General features: G+C 67.1%; 25 protein-coding genes. 10 read left to right on the top strand and 15 right to left on the bottom strand.

Annotated features, from left to right (window positions below; translation table 11 throughout):
• Nucleotides 1-91: 91 nt before the first annotated feature.
• Complete coding sequence (locus ACFYO1_RS15535; RefSeq protein WP_387231002.1) at nt 92-1,324, bottom strand: transcriptional regulator; 1,233 nt, start codon at nt 1,322-1,324, stop codon at nt 92-94.
• Nucleotides 1,325-1,625: 301 nt separating this feature from the next.
• On the opposite strand from ACFYO1_RS15535, the gene ACFYO1_RS15530 reads away from it, so the two are divergent.
• The gene (locus ACFYO1_RS15530; protein WP_387231000.1) at nt 1,626-2,051 is read left to right on the top strand and encodes an MmcQ/YjbR family DNA-binding protein; all 426 of its coding nucleotides are present in this window, start codon (nt 1,626-1,628) and stop codon (nt 2,049-2,051) included.
• Between the two features lie 374 nt (nt 2,052-2,425).
• On the opposite strand, the gene ACFYO1_RS15525 is transcribed toward ACFYO1_RS15530, so the two are convergent.
• The 3 genes from ACFYO1_RS15525 to ACFYO1_RS15515 form a co-directional block, all read right to left on the bottom strand.
• Nucleotides 2,426-2,749: a hypothetical protein gene (locus tag ACFYO1_RS15525; protein WP_364733309.1), complete on the bottom strand. Its 324-nt coding sequence runs from the start codon at nt 2,747-2,749 to the stop codon at nt 2,426-2,428.
• Between the two features lie 490 nt (nt 2,750-3,239).
• Entirely contained in the window at nt 3,240-4,382 is a 1,143-nt protein-coding gene (locus ACFYO1_RS15520; protein ID WP_387230998.1) for an alkaline phosphatase family protein, read from the bottom strand.
• Nucleotides 4,383-4,424: 42 nt separating this feature from the next.
• A complete protein-coding gene (locus tag ACFYO1_RS15515; protein ID WP_150401486.1) occupies nt 4,425-4,733 on the bottom strand; it encodes a nuclear transport factor 2 family protein in 309 nt (102 codons plus the stop codon).
• Between the two features lie 141 nt (nt 4,734-4,874).
• Between ACFYO1_RS15515 and ACFYO1_RS15510 the strand changes: the two genes are divergently transcribed.
• A complete protein-coding gene (locus tag ACFYO1_RS15510) occupies nt 4,875-5,759 on the top strand; it encodes an LLM class F420-dependent oxidoreductase (protein WP_387230996.1) in 885 nt (294 codons plus the stop codon).
• Nucleotides 5,760-6,400: 641 nt separating this feature from the next.
• On the opposite strand, the gene ACFYO1_RS15505 is transcribed toward ACFYO1_RS15510, so the two are convergent.
• Together ACFYO1_RS15505 and ACFYO1_RS15500 are read right to left on the bottom strand one after the other, a co-directional pair.
• The gene (locus ACFYO1_RS15505) at nt 6,401-6,808 is read right to left on the bottom strand and encodes a hypothetical protein (RefSeq protein WP_150401484.1); all 408 of its coding nucleotides are present in this window, start codon (nt 6,806-6,808) and stop codon (nt 6,401-6,403) included.
• Nucleotides 6,805-7,089 carry a ribbon-helix-helix domain-containing protein gene (locus ACFYO1_RS15500; protein ID WP_387230994.1) on the bottom strand — a complete coding sequence of 95 codons (285 nt, stop codon included), beginning with the start codon at nt 7,087-7,089 and terminating at the stop codon, nt 6,805-6,807. Before ACFYO1_RS15500 ends, ACFYO1_RS15505 begins: the two co-directional genes overlap by 4 nt.
• Before the next feature lie 269 nt (nt 7,090-7,358).
• On the opposite strand from ACFYO1_RS15500, the gene ACFYO1_RS15495 reads away from it, so the two are divergent.
• The 3 genes from ACFYO1_RS15495 to ACFYO1_RS15485 are packed head-to-tail and all read left to right on the top strand — an operon-like array spanning nt 7,359 to nt 10,726.
• A complete protein-coding gene (locus ACFYO1_RS15495; RefSeq protein ID WP_387231886.1) occupies nt 7,359-8,006 on the top strand; it encodes a TetR/AcrR family transcriptional regulator in 648 nt (215 codons plus the stop codon).
• 50 nt (nt 8,007-8,056) lie between these two features.
• Nucleotides 8,057-8,908 (top strand): 3-hydroxyacyl-CoA dehydrogenase, encoded by an 852-nt coding sequence (locus ACFYO1_RS15490; protein ID WP_387230992.1) that lies wholly within the window; start codon nt 8,057-8,059, stop codon nt 8,906-8,908.
• A gap of 48 nt (nt 8,909-8,956) precedes the next feature.
• Nucleotides 8,957-10,726, top strand: a complete 1,770-nt coding sequence (locus tag ACFYO1_RS15485; RefSeq protein ID WP_387230990.1) for an oleate hydratase — start codon at nt 8,957-8,959, stop codon at nt 10,724-10,726.
• A gap of 332 nt (nt 10,727-11,058) precedes the next feature.
• On the opposite strand, the gene ACFYO1_RS15480 is transcribed toward ACFYO1_RS15485, so the two are convergent.
• From ACFYO1_RS15480 to ACFYO1_RS15470, 3 genes are all read right to left on the bottom strand, one after another.
• Nucleotides 11,059-11,952 (bottom strand): helix-turn-helix domain-containing protein, encoded by an 894-nt coding sequence (locus tag ACFYO1_RS15480; protein ID WP_387230988.1) that lies wholly within the window; start codon nt 11,950-11,952, stop codon nt 11,059-11,061.
• 191 nt (nt 11,953-12,143) lie between these two features.
• Nucleotides 12,144-12,950 carry an SDR family oxidoreductase gene (locus ACFYO1_RS15475; RefSeq protein ID WP_387230986.1) on the bottom strand — a complete coding sequence of 269 codons (807 nt, stop codon included), beginning with the start codon at nt 12,948-12,950 and terminating at the stop codon, nt 12,144-12,146.
• A gap of 538 nt (nt 12,951-13,488) precedes the next feature.
• Nucleotides 13,489-14,337 carry a helix-turn-helix transcriptional regulator gene (locus ACFYO1_RS15470; RefSeq protein WP_387230984.1) on the bottom strand — a complete coding sequence of 283 codons (849 nt, stop codon included), beginning with the start codon at nt 14,335-14,337 and terminating at the stop codon, nt 13,489-13,491.
• 101 nt (nt 14,338-14,438) lie between these two features.
• Here ACFYO1_RS15470 and ACFYO1_RS15465 point away from each other — a divergent pair, with 101 nt between their 5' ends.
• Nucleotides 14,439-15,161, top strand: coding sequence for an SDR family oxidoreductase (locus ACFYO1_RS15465; protein ID WP_387230982.1), 723 nt, complete (start codon nt 14,439-14,441; stop codon nt 15,159-15,161).
• Between the two features lie 79 nt (nt 15,162-15,240).
• On the opposite strand, the gene ACFYO1_RS15460 is transcribed toward ACFYO1_RS15465, so the two are convergent.
• From ACFYO1_RS15460 to ACFYO1_RS15435, 6 genes are all read right to left on the bottom strand, one after another.
• Entirely contained in the window at nt 15,241-16,056 is an 816-nt protein-coding gene (locus ACFYO1_RS15460) for a class I SAM-dependent methyltransferase (protein ID WP_387230980.1), read from the bottom strand.
• Nucleotides 16,057-16,072: 16 nt separating this feature from the next.
• Complete coding sequence (locus tag ACFYO1_RS15455; protein WP_387230978.1) at nt 16,073-17,323, bottom strand: cytochrome P450; 1,251 nt, start codon at nt 17,321-17,323, stop codon at nt 16,073-16,075.
• Nucleotides 17,320-18,024: a tRNA-dependent cyclodipeptide synthase gene (locus ACFYO1_RS15450; RefSeq protein ID WP_387230976.1), complete on the bottom strand. Its 705-nt coding sequence runs from the start codon at nt 18,022-18,024 to the stop codon at nt 17,320-17,322. The genes ACFYO1_RS15455 and ACFYO1_RS15450 overlap by 4 nt, the downstream gene beginning before the upstream one ends.
• Nucleotides 18,025-18,344: 320 nt before the next feature.
• Nucleotides 18,345-19,097: a 3-oxoacyl-ACP reductase FabG gene (gene fabG / locus ACFYO1_RS15445; RefSeq protein ID WP_387230974.1), complete on the bottom strand. Its 753-nt coding sequence runs from the start codon at nt 19,095-19,097 to the stop codon at nt 18,345-18,347.
• Between the two features lie 210 nt (nt 19,098-19,307).
• Nucleotides 19,308-19,931 carry an HAD family hydrolase gene (locus ACFYO1_RS15440; RefSeq protein WP_387230972.1) on the bottom strand — a complete coding sequence of 208 codons (624 nt, stop codon included), beginning with the start codon at nt 19,929-19,931 and terminating at the stop codon, nt 19,308-19,310.
• A 42-nt stretch (nt 19,932-19,973) separates the two neighbouring features.
• A complete protein-coding gene (locus tag ACFYO1_RS15435; protein ID WP_387230970.1) occupies nt 19,974-20,345 on the bottom strand; it encodes a winged helix-turn-helix transcriptional regulator in 372 nt (123 codons plus the stop codon).
• Nucleotides 20,346-20,394: 49 nt separating this feature from the next.
• Here ACFYO1_RS15435 and ACFYO1_RS15430 point away from each other — a divergent pair, with 49 nt between their 5' ends.
• The 4 genes from ACFYO1_RS15430 to ACFYO1_RS15415 all read left to right on the top strand — a co-directional run bounded on the left by ACFYO1_RS15430 (nt 20,395) and on the right by ACFYO1_RS15415 (nt 22,962).
• Nucleotides 20,395-21,324 (top strand): NADP-dependent oxidoreductase, encoded by a 930-nt coding sequence (locus ACFYO1_RS15430; protein WP_387230968.1) that lies wholly within the window; start codon nt 20,395-20,397, stop codon nt 21,322-21,324.
• A 136-nt stretch (nt 21,325-21,460) separates the two neighbouring features.
• Nucleotides 21,461-21,922, top strand: coding sequence for an SRPBCC family protein (locus ACFYO1_RS15425; protein ID WP_387230966.1), 462 nt, complete (start codon nt 21,461-21,463; stop codon nt 21,920-21,922).
• A gap of 487 nt (nt 21,923-22,409) precedes the next feature.
• Complete coding sequence (locus ACFYO1_RS15420; RefSeq protein ID WP_387230964.1) at nt 22,410-22,559, top strand: hypothetical protein; 150 nt, start codon at nt 22,410-22,412, stop codon at nt 22,557-22,559.
• A 16-nt stretch (nt 22,560-22,575) separates the two neighbouring features.
• On the top strand, nt 22,576-22,962 hold the full coding sequence (locus ACFYO1_RS15415) for a hypothetical protein (RefSeq protein WP_387230962.1): 387 nt from the start codon (nt 22,576-22,578) through the stop codon (nt 22,960-22,962).
• Nucleotides 22,963-23,084 lie beyond the last annotated feature (122 nt).

Below are 23,084 nucleotides of genomic sequence, written 5' to 3'. Positions count from 1 at the left end.
TCCTCACAGATTTACTCTGAGAGGGCCACTATGGCCGGTGAAGGTTGGCGCGAGGTTGGTGTGGAAGGTTCAACCTTCGCACCCGCGGGTCTCAGCTGCGCAGCGCGGTGTGCAACCGGGCGGCGACCACGGCGCGGCGCACGTCGTCGAGGGGCAGCAGGCGCAGGGCATGCTCGTGCACCTCGATATCGCCGGGCGCGCGTTCCCCGAACGCGACCGCGTGTTCGGCGCGATCGCTGGCCAGGACCGCATTGCGCACGCCCACATCGAGATACGCCCGCCACTGCACCACACCCGGGGTGTCCGAGCCGGGCAGCAGCGGGCCGCGATAGAGCCACACCGCGGAGGTGGTGTCGCCGGCGGCGATGGCGGCCAGCAAGTCCACCGCATCGCAGGCGACCGGGCCGGTGAGCAGGTAGCGGCGGTTGGTGATCTCACCGCCGGTGGCCCGGCGCAGGTGCGAGACATCGGCTTTGAGGGTGCTGGTGGAGACCGCGCGGTCGCCGTAGACCGCGGCGTGCAGTTGTTCGGGGGTGAATCCGTCGGGTTCCAGGGCCAGCAGGGCGAGGATCTCGAGCTGGCGCGGCGGCAGCGGGACCGGGCGGCCGTCGCGCAACAGCCGTGCGGTGCCCAGACATTCGAGGCGCACGCCCGGCGTGGGCGCGGGTTCGGCGACGCGCAGCATGGTTTCCACGGCGGTCACCAGCGCGCGGACCGAGGTCATCACCGCGGGATGGGAGCGATCCCAGGAGCTGGACAGGTCGAGCACGCCGACCTGCCTGCCGTCGGGGGCGTGGATCGGGGCGGAGTAGCAGACCCAGCCGTGCAGGGCGGCGACGAGGTGTTCGGCGGAGAACACCGAGCACGGACGGTCGTCGTGCAGGGCCAGCGACAATCCGTTGGTGCCCATGTGGGTTTCGTCCCAGCAGCCGCCGGGGGCGAAGTTCACGTCCTCGGCCTGCCTGCGCAGGGTGCGGTCGCCGCACGACCACAGGATGGTGCCCGCGTCATCGGTGACCACGGCGAGGTAGCCGGCGTCCTCGGTGATGCCGCGCAGGTCCGACGACAGTTCGGTGATCGGGGTGCGTAGCGGGGATTGGGCCCAGGTGTCGCCGATGTCGTCGAGGCCGGGCGCGACGGTGACCGACGGGTCGACGGTGTGCAGCGAGCGTTGCCAGGATTGCGCGACGTCGGTGCGCAGCAACGTCGGTCGGTCCGGCGGGGTCGCGATCTTCGGGGCCGTAGCCCAGCGCTCCCATTCCTTTTCCAGTTCGGCCCGCTGCTGGGTCAGGGTGCGGAACTGTGCCACTTCGGGGAACCCCATCGTCGTGTGAAGTCACATTCGCTCTCTCATTCTGGCGTACGCACGACCACGGTGGGCGGGTTTGTCGGCAAACCGAACGGTCCCCATGGTGATGGTCCGGGGTTTCGCGGCGTGGCGCGCAGCGTGTTCGCTACGGGCTCGCGCGGTCTGTTTCGGACGCGGCTGGTCGCTGGACGGACATGGTCGAGGCAATCGCGAGTAGTGGCACGGCCATGTCCCGGTGAGCGCGAAGCGGTTCCGGGTGTTTCAACCTCTGCTGGCGTGCACGGGCTTCTGGCGGGTGCGCCGTTATGCTGCTGGTATGGCTACCGTTTCGCGGCGGGCCGAGGTCGCTGACGTGCATGAACTGGCGACGGGCATGCCGCATGTGACGCGGGTCGACGGCCCCGCCGGTAATCCGGTGTATCAGGTCGGCGGTAAGTCGTTCGTGTTCTTTCGCACGCCGCGCCCCGATGCGTTCGATGCCGAGACCGGTGAACGCTACCGCGACGTGATCATGTTCTGGGTGCCGTCGGATTCGGACAAGCAGGCGCTGGTGCAGGATCCGGGATCGCCGTTCTTCACCACCGCACATTTCGACGGTCACCCGTCGGTGCTGGTGCGCGGCAGCCGGATCGGTGAGCTCGGTTTCGCCGAGCTGTCCGAGGTCGTCCAGGACGCTTGGTTGTCGCGCGCCTCCCGCAAACGAGCCGCCGACTGGTTGGCCGCGCATCCGCCGAACGCCTGAGGCGGTGCCGTCGTTCGGCCTGTTGTGGTGCAAACGCGGGCGATGTGCGGCACCGGATTTCGTCACCTACCCCCGACGCGGGAAGCATCGTCATATGTGCGGGCCTGGCGACGGCCTCTGGTTGGTGCTGGCGCGATGGGCCGCGCGGGCGGCGCCGCCGGGGTCGCATTGCGCGACGCCGACGGCCGCACCTGTGCGGCCGGCCAGGTGAACCTCGTGTCTCAGCTGAACAGACGCCGGATGTGGTGACCGAGCTCGTCCGGCCCACGGGTGGAGGTAGCGGCGCTGCGCATGCGGCCTCGGTGGTCCGTTCACCCGCACCGGTCCAGCGAGGAGTGCAGTCGATGCGATGATGCATCGACTGCACGTCGCCGTCACTTGTTGATGAAAATGCCTGCTACGTCGGCGTTCTTGATGGGGGTTTCGGCGTTGCGCTGACCGCCGCAGAGGATGTCGACCGAGACCATGGTGGCGTCGACGGTGGTGCCTGCGGGTTCGTGGTCGTCGTTGGTCTGCTGCTTGACGAACTTGGTGATCGTCATCCGCTTGTCGTCCTGGTTCTGCTTGACGTACTCGCTGCACGGGGTGTCACCGCCGCGATTGAGCGCGCGCTGCACGTCGGTGCACCCGGCGAGCATCAGCGCGACCGCCGCGATCCCGAGGCCGGTCCGCCCGGTCCGTGACAACGTGGCGTTCATGTGCTCCTCCTGAATGCTTCGTCGCCCGGCGATCCGCGCGATCGCCGTCCAGCCTAAAGCCCCCGAGCCCTCCCACGCCGCCACCACGACCTGTGACCCGCAAATCCGCACCCCTTCTCGGAATCCGCACTCGCGTCGAGCGTCCAGAAGTAATGCGGACTCCCGAGTTCGGATGCACCCGATCCACACGCCGCCCCGAGCGATCGGCCGCAATTCAGGTGATGCCCTGGGCAATTCGGCGACTTCACACTGGCGCCAGGACGGCACACCCGCGCCGCTTGGGTCGCGCCGCTTGGGTCGCGCCGCACACCTTCTGATTTCCCGCACCGAGATTTGCATGCGATTTCCGGTGCGGGAAATCAGAAGGTGTGCGGCGACGCTCATGTGATCGCCGGTCTGCCTGGCTTCAGCGAAACGCGCGTGGGGTCTGGCGGTGCGAGGTGCGCACGCCCTCGTCAGGCTGCTATTCGGCCCTCTGTCGACGGCACGTTCAGGAGCGGAACGTGCACAGGGGGATGTCGACTTCGGCGGGGGTGAGGGAGCCGTGGTGGCCGATCATGATCGATTGGATGGGTTCGGCGCCGCTGCGGATGATGCCGCGGTTGCCGCGCGCGGCGACGACCAGGTCGCCGATGCGGTCGGCGACGGGCGAGGTGACGGTGGGGCCGAACCAGCCGCGTTCGATCACTTCGGCGCGGGGCAGGACGGCGAAGTCGTCGCCGAGGATCTCACTCCAGGCGGCGGCGACGTCGATGGTGGCGCCGGGTTCGGTGTAGACGTGGCGGACCCGGGGTTCGCCGCCGAGTTGGCGGATGCCGTCGCGCAATTCGGGGCGGTGGTCGTAGTCGATGCGTTCGTCGAGCTCGACCATGCCGTGGTCGGCGGTGACGAGCAGCGCGGCGCCGGGTGGCAGGCGTTCGGCGATCTCGGTGGCGATGCGGTCGACGTGGGCCAGTTCCAGCAGCCAGGCATCGGAGGACGGGCCGCGGGCGTGGCCGGTGGTGTCGAGGTCGGCGTGGTAGGCGTAGACGAGTGAGCGGGTGCCGGTGCGCAGGGCGATGCCGATGCCGTCGATGAGGTCGCCGACGGAGAAGTTGGGGCGGAATTCGCAGCCGCGCAGGGCGGCGCGGGTCAGTCCGGACCCGTTCTGATAGCCGGGCGCCACCTGGGTGACGGTGATTCCGTGGGCGGCGGCGCGCTCGAATACCGTTGGGGTGGGCTGGAATTGCTCGGGAACCAGCGCATGCAGCAGATCGACCTTCGGTCCTTCGCCGTGCAGGCTCCAGCGCAGCGTATTGACCAGGCGATCCTGGCCCGGCACGCGCACCAGGTAGCCGACGATGCCGTGCTCACCGGGCGGGACGCCGACGCCGAGCGAGCTGAGACTGGTCGCGGTGGTGCTCGGGAACCCGGCGGTGAGCGTGGCCGAGGTCAGGCCCGACAAGAACGGCGCCGCACCGGAGTTGGCGGCCAGCGCGTGCGCGCCGAGCCCGTCGATGAGCAGCACACAGACCCGCTCGGCGGTGATGCCCAGACCGAGCCGGTCCGTTTCGCCGGGTACCCCGAATCCGGCGAGCAGCGAGGGAAACACATCGGCCAGGGAACCCGTACCGTAACGGGGCGCGTCGAACACGAGGCTCAGAATGTCAAGTCCGGTGCGGCGCAAGCAAGTCGGTTACGCCTGCCCGGTCTCGAAGCGGGCGACCTTGCCGTCGCGCACGGTGAACCGCCAGCTGGTGCGCATCGAACCCCAGCGGGAGTTGGTGTAGTCGGCGACCAGCGCGGTGCCGCCGTCGTCGATGGACTCGACGTTCATGTGCCCGTTGCTGCCGAAGACCTCCGAGTCGGTCCACTGCCCGACATTGCGTTCCACGCCGTCGTCGGACATGGTGGCGTCGTCGGTGAGCGCGGCGAAGAGCCGGTCCTGGTCGTTGGCGTTGAGCGCGTCGACGAATTCCTGCACCACGGGATCTAGCTCAGTCATCTGGTTATTCCTCTCGGATCAGGTGGCGGAGCATGAGCGATAGTTCAGCAAATCACTGGCGTCCACTGTAGGGCAGAACGCGGACCGGCGCCGGGATGGCTGTGCTGTTGCCGCGCGCCGCCTGCTGGTAGACAGGAGCGCGTGACCGCGCAGCGTGCATTCCGGTTCGGCGTCAACATGGTGACCCCCGACTCCAGGGCCAACTGGATCGAAAAATGCCGCAGGGCCGAGGAACTGGGTTTCGACGTCATCGGGGTCGCCGACCATCTGGGCTGCCCGGCGCCGTTTCCGTCGATGATCCTGGCCGCGGCGGTGACCGAGCGGGTCCGGTTGAACACCTTTGTGCTCAATGCCCCGTTCTACAATCCGGTGCTGCTGGCCCGCGACATCGCCGGCGCCGATCAGCTGACCGACGGGCGGGTGGAGATCGGGCTGGGCGCGGGGTATGTGCAGGCCGAATTCGAGGCCGCGGGTATCCCTTTCGAGAGCGGCGGCAAGCGCGTCGATCATCTCGAGCGCACGGTGACCACGTTGCGCACGCTGTTCTCGGATCCGGAGTATCAGCCGCGGCCCGCTCAGCCGTCGGGGCCGCCGCTGTTGATCGCGGGATGGGGTAACCGGATACTGCGCCTGGCCGCCGAGCACGCCGACATCATCGCGTTTCCCGGCGCGTCGGCGACCGAGAACGGCGGGCCACTGCATCTGGCCGGGGTCGGCGAGATGGGCGAGAAGGTCGAGTACGTGCGTGGTCTGCTCGGCGCCCGGGCCGGCCAGGTCGAATTCAACATCCTGATCCAGCGGGTGGTCCCACCGGAGGAACGCACCGCGGTGCTGGAATTGTTCGGTCCCGCGCTGCCCGACGACGTCGCCGACAACCCCGAAGACCTGCCGACCCTGCTGATCGGCACGCCCGAGGAGATCGCCGATCGGGTGCGCGCGCACCGAGATCGCTACGGCTTCACCTACATCACCGTGCTCGAACACTCGATGGAACAGTTCGCCCCGGTGATCGAGCTGCTGCGCTGATCCCCGCCGCAGCGGCGGTTGGTGATCTCGCCGCCGATGTTCCAGCGCGGTTGCGCGACATCGACGTCGACGGTGTGGAGACGGCGCGGTCGCCCTAGGACGCGGCATGGGCCATGTGGGTTCCGAGCCCAGCTGCCGCCGGGTGCGAAGTTCACATCCTCGGCCGGTCTGCGCGGGGTGCGCCGGTGGCGTTCCCTGCGGTGACTGGGCCGTCTCGCAACGTCGGTCATCGTGCGGCAACCATCTCGGCCGTCAGGGCGACCCGATTGTCGCCATGGTGGCTGGCAAATCAGCGAGCTTGGGGCGCGACTGTGCCGGATGGCCAGGCGGTCAGGAAATCGGTGATCAGTGGGTCGGTATCGGCGGGAGGGTCGCGACGACGATACGGATCGGGTCGATGCCCTCGATGGGGAGGGTGGTCAGAGTTCGGCAGATGGTGGATCTCGCACCGGAAATCGCAGCCGATTTTCGGTGCGGGAAATCAGAAGGCGTGCGGCTGGGGTCGGATAAGCGCTTTCCGATCGAGCCGTCCGCGATGAGTGCGAGCGGATCGGACGATAGCGGACAGGGGCAGTCGAATCGCCCGACAATCGTTGCGTGGCAAGCAGATTGGCGTGAGGTGGAGATGTTGCCGGGGCGAGTCAGGGCAGGGGGTCGATGATCACTCGGGCGTCGAGTTGGCGGAGTTTTTTCGGGCGGGCGGTGAGGCAGGGCCAGTCGCGGGTGATGGCCTCGTGGGTCGCTTGGCTGGCCGGCAGGAGGGCTTCGGCGTTGGCGCTGCCGGTGAGGGCGGTGCCGAGGCGTTCGGCGGCGGCGCGATCCAGGATCGGGACGATGGTGTGCGGTAGTTCCAGCAGCGCCTCGAGGATGTCGAGGCGGTCGGCGGGGATGTGGGCGCGGGCGACGCCGAGGACGGTGGCGGGTACGACGATGGTGTTGCCCGCGTTGACCGTCGCCCAGACCACGGCTTGGGCGTAGTTGGCTTGGTTGGCGAACCCGATGACGGCGGCGGTGTCGAACACGACACCGCCCAGGGCCGCGGTGATCACGCGGCGCCGGCGTGTGGTCCGCCTGCCTCTTCCTCGGATAACGGCGGTAAGCCCTGTGCGGCGCGCGCCCGGTTGATCAGGTCCAGCGGTGGACGCCCGCCGAGGACCTGCTCGAGCTTGGCCAGCGATTGTGTGCGATTGATGCGCGCCTGCACGGCTTCGGCGACGAACGCCGACACCGAGTCGATGCGGCCGTTCCCGCGCCAGGCCTCCAGGGTCGCGAGCAGTTCTTCGGGCAGCGTGACGGTGACTTTCCGTGTTCTCTGCTCCCGCGAAGGCATAGGAAGACTGTATCGCGGCTGCGTTTCGCCAGCGAGGGGTTGTCCGGAGTGGATGTGCTCGAGCCCGCCGGCGGGCTTGCGTCAGATGTCAGAAGGTGTGCGGCTGCGGCGAACCGCCGTCGCGATCGAGCGGGCCGAGTTCGTGGCGAACGGGTCCGGTTCGGGCGGTTATCCGAGGTGGAGTGGGTATTGCGCGGCTAGGGGTTGCCTCCTGAGTAACTAGGAGTACGCTCAGAAATGAGTCCACTCATTATTGGGAGGTGCTGGAGATGGTGACCACGCCCGAGGCGGCGCAGGACGGCCGTCGGTTGCGCAATATGCGGGACAAGCAGGATCGGATCTTCGAGGCAGCGGCGGCGTTGTTCGCCGAGCGCGGGTTCGACAGCGTGACCACTCAGCAGATCTCCGATCGCGCGGATGTGGCGGCCGGGACGTTGTTCCGGTACGCGTCGTCCAAGGGTGAGTTGCTGCTGATGGTCTACAACGAGGAATTCCGTACCGCCCTCGAACAGGGCGAACAAGATTCCCGCTCGGAGACCGATCCGGCGCGGGCGGTGCTGGCCATGGTGCGCCCGATCGTCGAGGCGGCGGCGGGCCGCGTCGAGAACACGGTGGCCTACCAGCGCGAGTTGCTGTTCGGCGCACCGACCGAGCAGTACCGCGCCGAAGGGCTCGCCTTGGTCGCGCGGCTGGAGTCGACGATCGCCGAACGGCTCACCGCCGCGGTCCCGGCCGACGATGCGGACAAGCAGGATCTGTTCGCCCGCGCATTGCTGAGCGGCCGCAGCGTATTCGCTGTGCTGCATCTCATCCTCGCTCAACCAGCCACGGGCGCGCATCCCGGTCGCGACGCGACCGATGACCTGCGTGACCAGATCGCCCAGATCGTCGCGGGTTTCTTCGCCTCGATCCAGTGATGTGGACGCCGAAAGGGGCGAACCTCGCCTCCGGCAGGAAGGAAATCATCATGACCATCCGCAAGGTGACCGTCCTGGGCACCGGTGTACTCGGGTCACAGATCGCGTTCCAGACCGCGTTCCACGGCTTCGAGGTCACCGCTTACGACATCGACGACGACGCGGTGAAGGCCGCGCACGATCGGTTCACCAAACTCGTCGCGATCTACCGCGACGAGGTCGAGGGCGCCGGTGACGGCAAGGCCGAGAAGGCCGCCGATTCCATCGTGGTGACGTCGGATCTGGCCGAGGCGGTCCAGTACGCCGACTTGATCATCGAGGCGGTGCCCGAGGTGCTGAAGATCAAGCAGGAGACCTACCGCAAGCTGGCCGAACTGGCCCCGCAGCGCACGATCTTCGCCACCAACTCCTCGACCCTGCTGCCGAGTGACCTCAAGGATTCCACCGGCCGCCCCGACCGTTTCCTGGCCCTGCATTTCGCCAACGACGTGTGGCGTTACAACACCGCCGAGGTGATGGGCACCAAGGACACCGACCCGGAGGTCTTCCACGCGGTCGCCGAGTTCGCCGCCGCGATCGGCATGGTCCCGATCGAATTGCACAAGGAGAAGGCCGGTTACGTGGTCAACTCGCTGCTGGTGCCGCTGCTGAACGCGGCGGTGGGGCTGAGCGCGGGCGGTTACGCCGACCCGGAGTCGGTGGACAAGACCTGGCGCATCGCCACCGGCGCCCCGTTCGGCCCGTTCCAGATGATCGACGTGATCGGGCTCAACACCCCCTACAACATCCTGGCCAACGGCGACGCCGAGGCCAAGAAGCTCGCCGCCTGGCTCAAGGACAACTACATCGACCAGGGCAAGCTCGGCGCGTCCAGCGGTGAAGGTTTCTACAAGTACTCCTGACCGCAAGCGCGGCAACGTCTTCCGAACCAGCACCAGGAGAGGAGTCACATGTACTACAGCAGCGGCAACTACGAGGCCTTCGCCCGGCCACGCAAACCGGAGGGCGTGGAGAACAAGACGGCGTGGTTCGTCGGGGCGGGGCTGGCCTCGATGTCGGCCGCGGCGTTCCTGATCCGCGACGGGCAGATGCCGGGTGATCGGATCACCGTGTTCGAGCGGTTGAAGCTGCCCGGCGGCGCGCTCGACGGCATCAAGGAACCGAAGAAGGGTTTCGTGATCCGCGGCGGGCGCGAGATGGAGAACCATTTCGAATGCCTGTGGGATCTGTTCCGTTCGGTGCCCTCGATCGAGATCGACGGGGCCAGCGTGCTCGACGAGTTCTATTGGCTGAACAAGGACGACCCGAATTTCTCGTTGCAGCGCGCCACCGAGAAACGCAGTCAGGACGCCCACACCGGCGGGCTGTTCACGCTGAGCAACAAAGCGCAGAAGGACATGGTCAAGGTGTTCCTCGCGGCGCCGGAGGAGATGGAGAACAAGCGCATCGACGAGGTCTTCGGCGCGGACTTCTTGCAGAGCAATTTCTGGATGTACTGGCGCACGATGTTCGCGTTCGAGGAATGGCACAGCGCGCTGGAGATGAAGCTGTATCTGCATCGGTTCATCCATCACATCGGCGGGCTGCCGGACTTCTCGGCGCTGAAGTTCACCAAGTACAACCAGTACGAGTCGCTGGTGCTGCCGCTGTATCGGTGGCTGCTCGATCAGGGGGTGAGTTTCCGGTTCGATACCGAGATCACCGATATCGACTTCGACCTCACCGGTGATCGCAAGCAGGCCACCAAGATTCACTATGTGTCCGAAGGCGCCGAGGGTGCGGTGGAGCTGGGCGAGAACGATCTGGTGTTCACCACGATCGGCTCGCTGACCGAGAACTCCGACGACGGCGATCACCACACCCCGGCGAAACTGCTCGACGGTCCGGCGCCGGCGTGGGATCTGTGGCGGCGGATCGCGGCCAAGGATCCGTCGTTCGGGCATCCCGATGTGTTCGGCGGGCATATCGAGCAGACGAAATGGGAGTCGGCGACCGTCACCACCCTCGATGAGAAGATCCCGGGCTATATCCAGAAGATCTGTAAGCGGGATCCGTTCAGCGGCAAGGTGGTCACCGGCGGCATCGTGACCGTGCGGGATTCGAGCTGGCTGATGAGCTGGACGGTGAACCGGCAGCCGCATTTCAAGCAGCAGCCCGAAGATCAGATCGTGGTCTGGATCTATTCGCTGTTCGTCGATGTGCCCGGCGATTACGTGAAGAAGCCGATGAGCGAGTGCACCGGCGAGGAAATCACCAGGGAGTGGCTGTATCACCTGGGTGTGCCGGAGACCGAAATCGATGAGCTGGCCGCGAATTCGGCCAAATGCGTGCCGGTGATGATGCCGTATGTGACGGCGTTCTTCATGCCGCGCAAGGCCGGCGATCGCCCGGACGTGGTGCCGGAGGGGGCGGTGAACTTCGCGTTCATCGGCCAGTTCGCCGAGTCGACCCGCGATTGCATCTTCACCACCGAGTATTCGGTGCGCACCGCGATGGAGGCGAGCTATCAGCTGCTCGGTATCGAGCGCGGAGTGCCGGAGGTGTACAACTCGACCTTCGACGTGCGCAAGCTGCTGGCCGCGACGAGCCGACTACGCGACGGGGACGAGCTGCGTATTCCCGGGCCGGAGATCGTGCGCAAGAAGCTGATGAAGAAGCTGGAGTCGACCGAGATCGGGGTCATGCTCGAGGAGTACGGACTGGTCGGGGACAAGAAGTAGATTCGCGCAGTGGAGGCCCGGTCCGTGTGGACCGGGCCTCCTGGGGATGCACCGGCTCGGATTCTGTACTGCCGGAAGGTGGTTCGGGCGTTTCCGAGTCCGGCCTCGGATTTCAGTCCCGCCCGGTTTACCGGCCGTGCGCGGCGCGCCGCTCGAGCGATCTGAATCGCCTCGCACGAGGTGAGTTCGTTCACCACCCGGACCGCACCTGCTTGGTCGACGCGCACATTTCCGCCACGGCCGTGAAGTCCTGTGCCCGGCAACCGCTTACGCCCGATTTGCCGAGTGTCCGGGTCGGCCGGGTACCCCGACTGCTACGCCTGATGAGTGGACTATCCGTTGTGTGCTTCGAGTTCGGTCGCCAGCGTCTGCTGGGTGGCCGCCCACGAGGCCAGCAGCGCTAGATTGTCGGCGGTCGGAGTGCCCGCGGGGGCGGTGTAAACGGTGAGGTATAGGCCGGGTTCGGCGGGCAGGTTCATGGACTCGACGTCCAGGTCGAGTCGGCCCACGACCGGATGGTGCATGCGCTTGCGCCCGGATCGGTGCAGCCGAACGTCCTGGGAGGCCCACCGCTGCCGGAACAGCTCACTGCGCGTCGACAGTTCCCCGACCAGCGCGATCAGCTCCTCGTCGTGCGGGTCGCGACCGGCTTCCATGCGTAGCTTCGCGGCCATGTCACCGGCGATTCGGTCGTAGTCGACAAAGAATTCTCTGGCCGCCTCGGGAGCCAGGTAGACGAACCGCGCAGTGTTCGCCGGCCGTCGCGGGTCGGCCGGCACCGGTGAGAACAGCGCGCGGGCAAGGTGATTCATGGCGAGCACGTCATAGCGTCCGTTACCGATCAGGGCGGGCGCATCGGAGATCGCGTCGAGCACCTGCCGCAGTGTCGAGCGCACTGTCACCGCGGCCCTGCGCCGGCGTGGGCCGTTGCGCGCCGCGGATCGGCGTGCGAGGTGGAACAGGTGGTCGCGCTCGGCCTCGTCGAGTTGCAAGGCGGCGGCCAGCGCGTCGAGTACGCCCTCGGAGGCGCCGGCGAGGCCGCCGCGTTCCATGCGCACGTAGTAGTCGACCGAGACCCCCGCCAGCAGCGCCACCTCTTCGCGACGCAGACCTTTGACCCGGCGATTGCCGCCGTAAGCAGGTAAGCCCGCCTGTTCGGGTGTGATGCGGGCGCGACGCGAGCTGAGAAACTCCCGGATGTCGGCGCGTAGATCGGTCGTGGTCATCCCTTCACCGTATGCGCGTCCGGCACGCGGGGACAGGTACTGCGGGTACCCCCGACGACTGCGTGCAGACCCCGCCTTGGCGGTTCGCGAAGGCCCGGCGGTTGCTACGGAGGGACGCCGCCGAGCTCGGCTGAGAGAACTCCGCGGGGAACTGACGCAAGCCTCGGTCCTGGAACCCCTTGCGGCGACGTCTACGGGGTACCTGTTGCGGTCGTCGCGATGCCGCCGTCGACCGGGATGATGGCACCGGTGAGATAGGCCCCGGCCCGGCTGGCGAGGAACACGGCGGTACCGGCCATGTCGTCGTCGCGGCCGAGCCGGCGCAGCGGGGCCGCCGCCGCGATGGTGTCGCCGATGGCCTCGAGTGCGGATGCCATCATCTGCGACGGGAACACTCCCGGTGCTACCGCGTTCACCGTGACGTGCTGTGGACCCAGTTCCCTGGCCAGCACCCGGGTGAGTTGATGGAGTGCCGCTTTGCTGCTGGCGTAGGAGTAGTTGGGCGCCGCGGCGACGTGGATGGCGGCGATACTGCCGATGTTGATGATCCGTGCGGGATCATCGGCGGTGCCCGCCCGGCGAAGGGCGGGCAGCAGCGCCTGCACCAGCCAGAACGGCGACTTGAGGTTGAGGTCGATCACGGCGTCCCAGGCCTCGTCCGGGAACGTCTCCAACGGCTCGCGCCACATCGCTCCCGCGTTGTTGACCAGGATGTCCAGGCGTTCGGAGTCGGCCTCGACCAGGCCGGCGAGACGCTGACACTCCTCGTGCCTGGACAGGTCGGCGGGGATCGCCCGAACGTCACCGAAGTCGGACAGTAGACGCTGTGCCCGCGCGCACGCCTCCGCCGTGCGTGAGCTGATGATGACGTGGGCGCCCGCCTGGAGAAGGCCGCGCGCGATCATCATCCCGATGCCCCTGGTGCCGCCGGTGACCAGTGCGCGCTTCCCGCTGAGATCGAAAAGATTTGTGTGACTGGTGAATTGATTGTCCGCCATCGGTCCGCGGTCCCTTCTGTCATGGATGAATGCGCCGGCACGCCCCAGATCCATCACTTCTGCGCAACCTGGCCGGGAGCCGACTCGACCACGTTGACAGGCGTTTCCGATGTCCGGGAGACCCTGCCGATACAGGGACTGCCAGAGCCCCCTTGCCTGAGCAGCTCGGCCAGATCCCGCCGGCACCGCTCCTTGGACCGTCCGCCGCCCCGCGTACGGCCCGAGCGCCCAACACGGCACCTCCGGGTGCGCGACAACACAACGAGCATCCGAGGCCGGGCGCCCTGCGCGATCAGCGAGGTTGAAGTGCGACGCGGTCGAATAAGGAGAGCCCCCGCCCCTCGCGACAGCTTTCGCGCTCGGATGGTCGCGGCTGCCGGTACGCGGTCCGCTCGAAGGACTGATCACTAGCCCAGCGCCGCGGCCACTACGCCGGTCGAGGCAATGATCTCGAAGGTATGGCCGGTGTGCGCCCCCCGCTCGCAGATGGCCGACGGGTGCCCCGCATGCGAGCGGTGCGGCCGGGTGGTGTTCGTGGTCAGGGGTGGTCGCTGAATTGCTGGGTGCCGGTGACGCGGAGCAGGTCCAGGGCGGAGGCCGCGGGGGTGTCGGGGGCCGCGGAGTAGACGACGACGGATTGGTCGGCGTCGGGCACCAGCAGGGTGTCGCATTCCAGGACGAGCAGGCCCAGTTCGGGGTGTGCGATGGTTTTGGTGGCGCTGCGCCATTGCGCGGACGGGCGTTCGTTCCATAGTTGCTCGAAATCGCTACTGCCGGAACGTAGTTCGGCGATCAACCGGTCCAGGTCGGGGTCGGCGGGGTAGCGCGCCTTGGCGCTGCGCAGGGTGCCGACACCGTAGGCGGCGACCATCCGGAACTCCTCGGGGTTGAATCGCACCCGGCCGGCTTCTTCGCCGAGGAAGCATTGCCAGATGATGTTGCGGCGGGTCGGCGGCCAGGCGGAGAAGTCGCCGAGCAGGGCGGTCGCCATCGAATTCCAGGCCAGCACATCACCTTTGGCCGACATCACCAGCGCGGGCAGGTCGGACATGCGGTCGAGCAGGCGCAGCACGCTCGGGCGCACGGTCAGCGCGATCCGGCCTGCTTGCGGTGGCGTGGCGTCGGCGAGCCGGAACAGCAGGTCGCGGTCGTCGTCGTTGAGGCGCAGCGCGCGGGACAGGGCGGAAAGCACGGCGGTCGAGGGATGCGGGCCGCGTCCCTGTTCGAGGCGAACGATGTAGTCCACGCTGACCCCGGCCAACTGGGCGACTTCCTCGCGGCGCAGTCCGGGCACCTGCCGACGCGGACCGGCGGGCAGCCCGACATCGCGCGGCTGTATCCGGGTGCGTGCTTGACGCAGCAGCGCCGCGAGTTCCGAACGGTCCATCCCTCGATCATCGCGCACCCGCGCGGGCCGGGGGTGGTACCACCGGTCCCAGGACATGCCGACCCTTCCCGCGCCCCCGCAGACCGCCGAGGCTGGAAGGCATGAACGCAACGACAACGGCTCTGGTGACCGGAGCCAACAAGGGACTCGGCCACGAAACGGTGCGCAGGCTCGGCGAACTCGGCTGGCAGGTCTTTCTGGGCGCCCGCGACGCCGACCGGGGCAAGCAGGCGGTGGCCGAGTTCGTCGAGCAGGGGTTGAACGTCGAATTCGTGCACCTCGACGTCACCTCCCTCGACTCGATCACCGCGGCGGTCGGCACGATCGGGCAGACCGCGGGGCGGTTGGATGTGCTGATCAACAACGCCGGCATCTCCGGCGGGTTCGCCGAGACACCGGAGCAGATCCAGGCAGCACACTTGCGTGCGGTCTACGAGACCAACGTCTTCGCGCCGGTCCAGGTGACCCACGCGTTCCTGCCGCTGCTGCGCGCCGCCGAGCAGCCACGCATCGTGATGGTGTCGAGCGGAATGGGTTCGCTGACCATCACCTCCGACCCCGACCGCCTCGAATCCACCCTGGTGAACCTGCCCTACACCTCATCCAAGTCGGCCCTGAACATGATCACCTCGCAGTACGCGCGCGCCCTGCCCGGTATCAAGGTCAACGCCGCCGACCCCGGTTACACCGCAACCGATTTCAACGCCCACACCGGCTATCAAAACCTCACCGAAGGCACCGACGCGATCATCCACCTCGCCACGATCGGCGCCGACGGCCCCACCGGCGGCTACTTCGACCGCGAAGGTCCGCTGCCCTGGTGAGGTGAGACGGCTGGCTGGTCGATCGCACGGTTCTTGACCGCCGGGCTGGAGCAGGTTCATCGGTTTGCTCGTGCGGAGGCTATTTCGCTGTTGCTGATCGCCGTGCTTGGATGATGCGGGCGTGTGGGCGCGCGAGGTAGTTGCTCCAGTGCTCGGTGCCGTATCGGCTGATTCCCTCGGCGTCGACGGTGTAGTCCTGCCAGGTGATGTCGGTGAATCCAGTCTGTTTCAGGGCGTATTCATAGGTTTCGGCCGACCACCAGAAGGCGGTCATGTGGATCTCGGGTGTGGTCTCGGTGGACAGGACGGTCATGTGCAGCGGCGTGCCGTCGGTGACCGGCCCGGGTGCGGTGAGTTGGAAGCCGTAGTGGGCGTACCAGCGAGGATTGTCGCGTTCGTCGGCGTAACCGGGGTTGGCGACCGCGGCGATGAGCCGCCCGCCCGGTCGTAAGTCGGCGGAGGCGTTGCGGCACATGGCGATCAGGCCATCTAGAGTGGACGCGTAGCACAGTGCGTAGACCGAGAACGCGAGATCGACATGACCGATGAGATGGTCGAAGCGTGCTTCGCATTCACAGGGTTGGGTGAGGTCGCGCACGATGTAGTCGAGTCCGCCGCGTTGTTCGGCGGTTTCGATCTGTTGTGCGCGCGCGATCATCTCCGGGGAGATGTCGGCGCCGATGACGCGTTCGGCTCCCCAGTCACGCAGCCGGCGTGTGTAGATGCCGGGGCCGCAGCCGAGTTCGATGACGATGTTTCCGGTGAGGTCGCCCGCGACGGTCCGTAAGGTCGGTTCTTCGAGGTGTCGGCGAAGGGGTTGTTCGGTCGTGGTTTCGTAGCCGGTGACCTGCTGGTCGAATTGCAGTGGGTTGAAGCGAGGGTCGGTGACGGTCATGACGATTCCTGCTTTCCTACCAGGTGACCGGGAGTTCGACGGGTCGTGCGAAGAGCACCTCGGGTGGTTCCCAGGCGATGTCCTCGGGGCGCACCGCGAGCATCAGGGTGGGGATTCGCCGCCACAGGGTCCGCAGTGCGGTGCGCAGGTGCATGCGGGCGATATGTGAGCCCAGGCAGAAGTGCGGTCCGTGACCGAAGGACACCCTGGGGTCTTCCTGTTCACTGCGGTTGAGCAGGTATTCCGCCGGTGTTTTGAATCGCTCCGGGTCACAGGATGCGGCGATCCAGGGAGTGACGACCGATTCGCCTTTGCGGATCACTACGCCATGCAACTCGACATCCTCGAGCGCCAGGCGGGGCACCGACATCGTGCCGTTGTGGTGGCGGCGCAGTAACTCCCAGACTGCTCGATCCCAGTCGTCGTCGGTGTCGCGGGCGAGCAACTGTTGCAGCATGTTTCGATGCCCCAGCAGCGTGTAGACGCCGACCGCGGTCGGGCCGGCGACCGGCTCGGCCGAGGTGAGGAACAGGTACATGGTGGTTGCACGCAGTTCCTGGGCGCTGATCTTGCCCTCGGTGTGTGCGTGGATCAGTGCGCGGATCGGGTCGGCGTCCGGAGCGCCGCCTTCGGTCCGGACCGCGGTGATGACCTCGTCGGTGAAGGCCATGAGGCGGTCGGTGGAGGCGTTGATGATGATCGATTCCTCGCCCCAGTTGGCTTGCACGAGCAGATCCGGGACGATCCGGACCCGCTGCCGCATCGGCACACCCATCAGCTCGCACGCCATGTTCAATCCCAAGGGCATGCCGTAATGAGCTAGCAGGTCGATCACCGGGCTGCCCGATGCGGCGCGCGCGGATTCCATCTGGGTGATCAACCGCTCGGCGTGCGCGGCGATGCGTGGTTGCAGCGCGGCGGCGGCCGCCGGTGCGAAGAAGGGCGCGACCACGTGCCGGATGCGGCCGTGCTCGGGTGGATCGAGATTGAAAATGCCGCCGACCACGGTGTTGAAGTTCTCCCCGGCGAAGCGGGGCACCGACGGGTCGGTGAAGTTGCGGGAGAACCGCTTGTCGGTGGCAATCGCGGTGATGTCGGCGTGCTTGGTCAGCATCCAGGCCTGCACACCACTGGGAAAGGCGACTCGGGCGACCGGTCTCTCCCTACGGAGCCGGGCGTACAGTGGCGGCTCCTGCCCATTCGGGCCCAAAGGCTGCGGCATCGACACGACATCGGGCAGCGGTACCACCTCGGTCAGTGATGTCATCGCGGATTCCCTTCTCCGTCTTGGACGCTCAGCAATGCGAAGCCCTGATGCGACGACAGCGCAAGGCTCGGCACCGCTCCGGATTCGAGCAGGTCGTAGACCGGGAACGGGCGCGGGTAGGCGAAGGTGAGACTGGAGTGGCCCAGCACTGCCGCGCCGTCGATGAACAAGGGAGCCTCGGCACTGATGTAGGGGGTGTTGGCGTCGATGGCGTAATCCGGTGCGCCATGGGGGAATTCGTTCGCCAGCACCTGGGCGAGCACCTGCCGGGTCACCGTGCGCAACGCCGGAGTTTCGGTGAGGGCCCGGTCGAACCCCGAGCGCAGTTCGGTGTACCTGGCATTGCCCGCGAACCGGGTCCACACCAGCACATTCTGGTCCGGATCGCGATAGCCGGCATCCATGAGCGCGCTGCGCGCGACTCGACGATGCTCGTGCACCGCTTTGATCACCTTGCCGACAGCCCGGCGTGCGGGCATACCGGCCGAGGTGAAACGCAGCGCCGCCTCCGGACCGGGAAGCAGCGCGTAGACGTGCTCGAAATGCTTGACCGCCCAATAGATACAGCCCCGGATGACCGGGGCGGTGAACCAGCCGTTGAAGGTCGATAAACCGAATATGATCGACTCCCCCGAGTCGATGATCGCCCGATCACGATCGCTACGACCGACACCGGACACCATGGTGTACTGCGCCGCCATCACCGATACCTCCGAGTTCAGCCACTGTCAGGGACAAACTGGTGACACCGAAAGACCGTATTTCACAGAGAACCGCCGCCTAGGCGACCGATGAGCCGTAACAGATCCGGCCCGAAGGAAATCATTATCGCACTAGGCACGAACCCCACGAGACCGAAATGACACAAGCCGTCCCCGGCTGGGAACTCGAGCCGTGTCGGTTCTCAGTACGCAACTCTTCTATGTGGACGGTCGGGCAGGCAGATCGGTCAGCACAGGGTGTCTCGTACTCGCAGTGGCCGGTAGCCGGTCGGGCCGAGCTGGGCGAGTTCGCCTTCGATTCAGCGGGCGCCGCCGTTGACGTAGAGGGTTTGGCCGCTGACGTAGGAGGCTTCGTCGCTGGCGAGGAAGGCGATGACGGCGGCGACCTCGTCGGGTTGGCCGACGCGGCCGAGGGGGGTGCGTTCGGCGACGGAGTGTTGCAGGTCTTCGGGGGACATGCCGACGCGTTCGGCGGTGGCGTCGGTCATGGCGGTGGCGATGTAGCCGGGGGCGACGGCGTTGACGTTGATGTTGTATTGACCGAGTTCGATGGCGAGGGTGGCGGTCAGGCCTTGGATGCCGGCTTTGGCGGCGGCGTAGTTGGCTTGGCCGCGGTTGCCGAGAGCCGACCGGCTCGACAGGGACACGATCTTGCCGTAGCGCTGGGCGACCATGTACTTCTGCGCGGCCTGCGAGCAGTGATAGACGCCGGTCAGGTTGACCGACAGCACGGCGTTCCAGTCGTCGTCGGACAGTTTGAAGAACAGGTTGTCGCGGGTGATGCCGGCGTTGTTGACCAGGATCTGCGGGTCGCCGAGTTCGGCGGCGAGCTGCTCGAAGACCGACTGCACCGAGTCACGGTCGGTGACGTCGCAGACGTAACCGCGCGCGGTGCCGCCGGCGCGGCTGATCTGTTCGAGGGTGGCGTCGGGGGTGTTGCGGTCGAGCACCGCGACCCGGGCTCCCTCGACCGCGAACTTCAGTGCGGTGGCCGCGCCGATGCCCTGCGCCGCCCCGGTTACCACGGCAACCTTGTCGGTGAAACGGTCCATGGATTCGTTCTCCTCTCAGAACGCGCGGCGGGCGCGACCGGCTGGTGTGCAGGCTAGCGACGCGGAAACTCACGGTGCAAGTCTTCGAGGTCGTGGCGCGGCGAAAGTGGTTCGACCACGGGAGGATTCGGGGCGGAGGCGCCGATGTGCCCCTTGCCGTCGATGCCGGTCATCGGGGGCGCGGATGTGCCGCTCAGCCCGCTGTGCCGCTCAGCCCGCGTCCGCGACCGGGCCGAGTTCGGCGCCGAGCCACTGCGGGAACTCGGTGAGGTCGGCGAGGATCACGTCGGCACCCGCGGCGCGCAGTTCCTCGGCATCGCAAGGCCCGGTCACGACTCCGACCGCCAGGACACCCGCCGCTCGCGCGCCACGCATGTCACCGACATGATCGCCGACGTAGATGCCGGCCCGCTCCTGTTTCAGCACCGTGGCCTTGTCCGCGGACCACAGATCACCGGCGAGACGGTCTATCCGCCAACCGAGTTCATCGATGTGCAACTGCGCGAGCGGCTCGTGCTTACCGGTCACCACCAGCACCCGCCCACCGCGTTCCTCGATCGCGGCCAGCGCGTCGTCCGCACCCGGCATCGCGGGAATGCTCGACACGATGCCCGGATACAGCTGCCGATATCGCAGGACCATCGCCGGCACCAACTCCTGCGGCGCCCCCGCCTCGGCCAGCATCGTGGCCAGCGGCGGCCCGAGCCGGGCGGCGAAATCCACGCCACGCACCGGCACCTCGAACTCCGCGGCCAGCAGGTCGATGGCCCGGCTGACGCCCGGTCGCGAGTCGATCAGCGTCATATCCAGGTCGAAACCCACCGTCCACGTCACCACCCGACCCTATCGGCCGGGTCTTCGCGGTTCGTGATCGGTTCAGTCGTGCTGGGCGAGCAGCGCCGAATGAGCGTCGAGGACCGCGTCGGCGTGTGCCCTGGACCACTCGGTGAGTACGTGGATCGGCTCGATCAGTGTCGCGCCCAACGTGGTGAGCTCGTACTCGACCCGTGGCGGCACCTCGGCATAGGCGTGCCGGCGGACGAGCCCGTGCGATACGAGCCGCCGCAGGGTCTGGGTGAGCACCTTGCGGGAGATGCCGCCGATCAGCTCGATCAGCTCGCCGTGGCGGACCGGTCCCTTGCTGAGTCCGGCCAGCACGACCACCGTCCACTTGTCGGCGATCAGCTCGACCGCCAGCCGGGCCGGGCAGTCGGCGAGGAAGGACTCGCCGGGAACGAAACCGCTCATGCCGCCTAAGGTACCCACCGGTTCCTGTCGGATCCCTAGCGTCGGTGACATGCGAATCATCACCCAGCAGGAATTCGGCGATCCCGAAGTACTGACCATTGTGGACACCCCTGAGCCTCAACCTCTTCCGACCGAAGTCCTGGTCCGAGTCAAGGCGATCGGGCTGAACCCGTTGGAGGCACGGCTGCGCGCCGGCGAATTCCCGTTACTCGGCCGGCCGCCGTTCGTCCTCGGCTGGGACCTCAGCGGTGTGGTCGGCGATGCGCCGCAGACCTGGCGATTGCGGCCCGGCGACGAAGTGTTCGGCATGCCGCTGTTCCCCCGTGCGGCCAACGCGTATGCCGAGGTCGTGTCGGCGCCTGCCCTGCATCTGGTGCGCAAGCCGGCCTCGCTGTCGCATGTCGAAGCGGCGGCGTTGCCGATCGTCGGACTGACGGCATGGCAGGGCCTGGTCGATCTCGGCGGCGTGACCGAGGGTGATCGTGTGCTGATCCATGGCGGTGGCGGCGGGGTCGGCCATGTGGCGATCCAGATCGCGAAAGCGCTGGGCGCGCACGTGATCGTGACCGCCGGCGGGAGTAAACGGGAGTTCGTCGAGGGGTTCGGCGCCGATGAGGTGATCGACTACACGGCGGTCGACTTCGCCGAGGTGGTCCGCGATATCGATGTCGTGCTGGACACGATCGGTGGCGGCACCGCCGAGCGATCACTCGGGGTGCTCCGTCCAGGAGGACATCTGATCACGGCGGTCGCCGAGGAGGATTCGGCGCTCGCCGCCCGGTTCGCGGCGGCCGGCATGCGGTTCAGTGGCGTCGCGGTCGACCCGGATCCGGCGGGTTTGAGCGGACTGGTCGGGCTCGTCGAGCAGGGCAAGCTTCGGGTTCACGTGCAGGAGACGTTCCCCTTCGAACGCGTCGCCGATGCGCATCGGCTGCTCGACGCCGGTCACCTGTGGGGCAAGGTCGTGCTCACTGTCTGATCGCGTGCGCGGCTCCCGCACTCGGCTGCGTGCGCGAAGCCTGGGTGCAAGTAAGTGGTTGGCCGGCAGCAGATTCGACGGGGCGAAGATCGCGGCGGTGGCCTAGGGTCGAGGGAGGGACTGCAGAGGGGTACTCATGGGGCATGTCGAGCACAGTGCGACGTGTGCGGCGCCGGTGGACTTCGCGTTCGCCTACGTCGCGGACTACCGGAACGTGCCGCAGTGGATGTTCGGCATCCGGCACTTCACCCCGGTGGGGGAGCAGACCTCCGGCGTCGGCGCGGTCTTCGACACCGCCCTGCACCTCGGCCCGACCACCCTGAACCTGCGCGCGGACACGATCGAATGGATCGACGGCTCCCGGGTGACGATGCGTGCGATCAAAGGCATCGAAGGCACTGTTCGCTGGGACTTCGAAGCCGTCGGCGCGGAACGGACGAAGGTCAGCGCCACCGCCGACTACCGAGTCCCCGGCGGTCTGGCCGGGCGCGCCCTCGACCGGGTGATCCAGGCGTTCATCGGACCGGCGATCCGGCACACCGAAAAGCAGCTGCGCGAGAAGATCGAAACCGGCTACCGCGAGAGGACGGGCGGCTGAGAGCGGTCACCGGATGGAGCCCGGTGGGTACGTGAACAGTTTGCCCGGCGAGTCTGATTCACGTGGAACCGCCGGTGCAGACGGTGAATTATCAAGCGCGTCAACATCGTTCGAGAAGCATTCGGCAGTCGCTGCATGTCTGCACCGACCGCAACACTGGAGTCGAATACAGCTGCGACGGTGGGTTTCTCCGTCAGATGCGGCGGATCGGATCGGTCAACCGAACGAAACTTCCGCACACGCAACATGGCATCCTCGGCCGTCGAGGACTGCGATCGATCGTGAAAACGGAATTGCCGCTGCCGATCATATGGATCGCTTGGATGGGCGATCTGAGGGCCGGAGGGCTCGAGCGCATCTCGTTCACCCGGTCCGCGAGTGCGGCGGTCGCACTGCGCGTGCAACCACGCAGGCCCGATCGAGTACGCCGTCGTGTGTGCCGAACCTGTCTGAACCGAATTCTCGGCCGACAACCAGGTGTTGAGCGATGGCGATCAGGGTCGCACGTAGTCACCATCCCACCGCGCCGTTCGATCACGGTCACGCGCATCGGACGCTGCGCGAGGCGCGCCCCCACGGTGATGACGCGGCGCTGATGGCGCAGGGGCATCGTCGTGAGGACAGGGGTGTGCGGTGACCGTAAAGTTCGGCGCATGGCGTTCCAACTCGAGCTGCGGCCGACTCCACCGTTGCAGTTGACGCCGGAATGCTTGGTGCACACCGGAATCGCGCGATTGTTCGTCACCGGCATGCTGGTCCAGGGTTCCGGCGCCCCACCCGAGCAGTTCGGGTTCTTCATCCCCACCGCGACACCGCTGCCCGCGGCGACACCCGAGCCGCAACTACTGGCCGAGGCGTCGCTGATGACCGGAATCGCCACCTCGATCTCGGGCAACTTCCCCTTCGGGGTCGAACACGTGCAGGCCATGTTTCTGCCGGACCCACGCGGCGGCACCGATCGCTGGCTCTACCTGAGCGGCGCGGCGCACATCGGCCGCGAGATCCGCATCGGCTATCGAGTGACCGTCGTGACGGCGTAGGGCTTTGTAACCGCCCGGCGGCGGGAGGAGCGCTCGGCGAGCGGAGGGGGTGACACGCCGGCATCCTCGGCGCTGGCCGCCCGTGGTGGTTTCGCGGCTTCGATGATCGCGGTGATTTCGAA

Source organism: Nocardia sp. NPDC006044, from assembly GCF_042871115.1.
In the GTDB taxonomy this organism is placed as follows: domain Bacteria; phylum Actinomycetota; class Actinomycetes; order Mycobacteriales; family Mycobacteriaceae; genus Nocardia.
The sequence above is the reverse complement of the archived record's forward strand: the minus strand, read 5'-3'. Positions and strand labels throughout refer to the sequence as shown.

What these genes read in the sequence shown, in the direction of transcription:
- ACFYO1_RS15535 (WP_387231002.1), bottom strand. Translation starts at nt 1,324, where the DNA reads ATGGGGTTCCCCGAAGTGGCACAGTTCCGCACCCTGACCCAGCAGCGG.
- ACFYO1_RS15530 (WP_387231000.1), top strand. Translation starts at nt 1,626, where the DNA reads ATGGCTACCGTTTCGCGGCGGGCCGAGGTCGCTGACGTGCATGAACTG.
- ACFYO1_RS15525 (WP_364733309.1), bottom strand. Translation starts at nt 2,749, where the DNA reads ATGAACGCCACGTTGTCACGGACCGGGCGGACCGGCCTCGGGATCGCG.
- ACFYO1_RS15515 (WP_150401486.1), bottom strand. Translation starts at nt 4,733, where the DNA reads ATGACTGAGCTAGATCCCGTGGTGCAGGAATTCGTCGACGCGCTCAAC.
- ACFYO1_RS15500 (WP_387230994.1), bottom strand. Translation starts at nt 7,089, where the DNA reads ATGCCTTCGCGGGAGCAGAGAACACGGAAAGTCACCGTCACGCTGCCC.
- ACFYO1_RS15495 (WP_387231886.1), top strand. Translation starts at nt 7,359, where the DNA reads ATGGTGACCACGCCCGAGGCGGCGCAGGACGGCCGTCGGTTGCGCAAT.
- ACFYO1_RS15490 (WP_387230992.1), top strand. Translation starts at nt 8,057, where the DNA reads ATGACCATCCGCAAGGTGACCGTCCTGGGCACCGGTGTACTCGGGTCA.
- ACFYO1_RS15485 (WP_387230990.1), top strand. Translation starts at nt 8,957, where the DNA reads ATGTACTACAGCAGCGGCAACTACGAGGCCTTCGCCCGGCCACGCAAA.
- ACFYO1_RS15480 (WP_387230988.1), bottom strand. Translation starts at nt 11,952, where the DNA reads ATGACCACGACCGATCTACGCGCCGACATCCGGGAGTTTCTCAGCTCG.
- ACFYO1_RS15475 (WP_387230986.1), bottom strand. Translation starts at nt 12,950, where the DNA reads ATGGCGGACAATCAATTCACCAGTCACACAAATCTTTTCGATCTCAGC.
- ACFYO1_RS15470 (WP_387230984.1), bottom strand. Translation starts at nt 14,337, where the DNA reads ATGGACCGTTCGGAACTCGCGGCGCTGCTGCGTCAAGCACGCACCCGG.
- ACFYO1_RS15465 (WP_387230982.1), top strand. Translation starts at nt 14,439, where the DNA reads ATGAACGCAACGACAACGGCTCTGGTGACCGGAGCCAACAAGGGACTC.
- ACFYO1_RS15460 (WP_387230980.1), bottom strand. Translation starts at nt 16,056, where the DNA reads ATGACCGTCACCGACCCTCGCTTCAACCCACTGCAATTCGACCAGCAG.
- ACFYO1_RS15455 (WP_387230978.1), bottom strand. Translation starts at nt 17,323, where the DNA reads ATGACATCACTGACCGAGGTGGTACCGCTGCCCGATGTCGTGTCGATG.
- ACFYO1_RS15450 (WP_387230976.1), bottom strand. Translation starts at nt 18,024, where the DNA reads ATGGCGGCGCAGTACACCATGGTGTCCGGTGTCGGTCGTAGCGATCGT.
- fabG (WP_387230974.1), bottom strand. Translation starts at nt 19,097, where the DNA reads ATGGACCGTTTCACCGACAAGGTTGCCGTGGTAACCGGGGCGGCGCAG.
- ACFYO1_RS15435 (WP_387230970.1), bottom strand. Translation starts at nt 20,345, where the DNA reads ATGAGCGGTTTCGTTCCCGGCGAGTCCTTCCTCGCCGACTGCCCGGCC.
- ACFYO1_RS15430 (WP_387230968.1), top strand. Translation starts at nt 20,395, where the DNA reads ATGCGAATCATCACCCAGCAGGAATTCGGCGATCCCGAAGTACTGACC.
- ACFYO1_RS15425 (WP_387230966.1), top strand. Translation starts at nt 21,461, where the DNA reads ATGGGGCATGTCGAGCACAGTGCGACGTGTGCGGCGCCGGTGGACTTC.
- ACFYO1_RS15420 (WP_387230964.1), top strand. Translation starts at nt 22,410, where the DNA reads ATGGCGATCAGGGTCGCACGTAGTCACCATCCCACCGCGCCGTTCGAT.
- ACFYO1_RS15415 (WP_387230962.1), top strand. Translation starts at nt 22,576, where the DNA reads ATGGCGTTCCAACTCGAGCTGCGGCCGACTCCACCGTTGCAGTTGACG.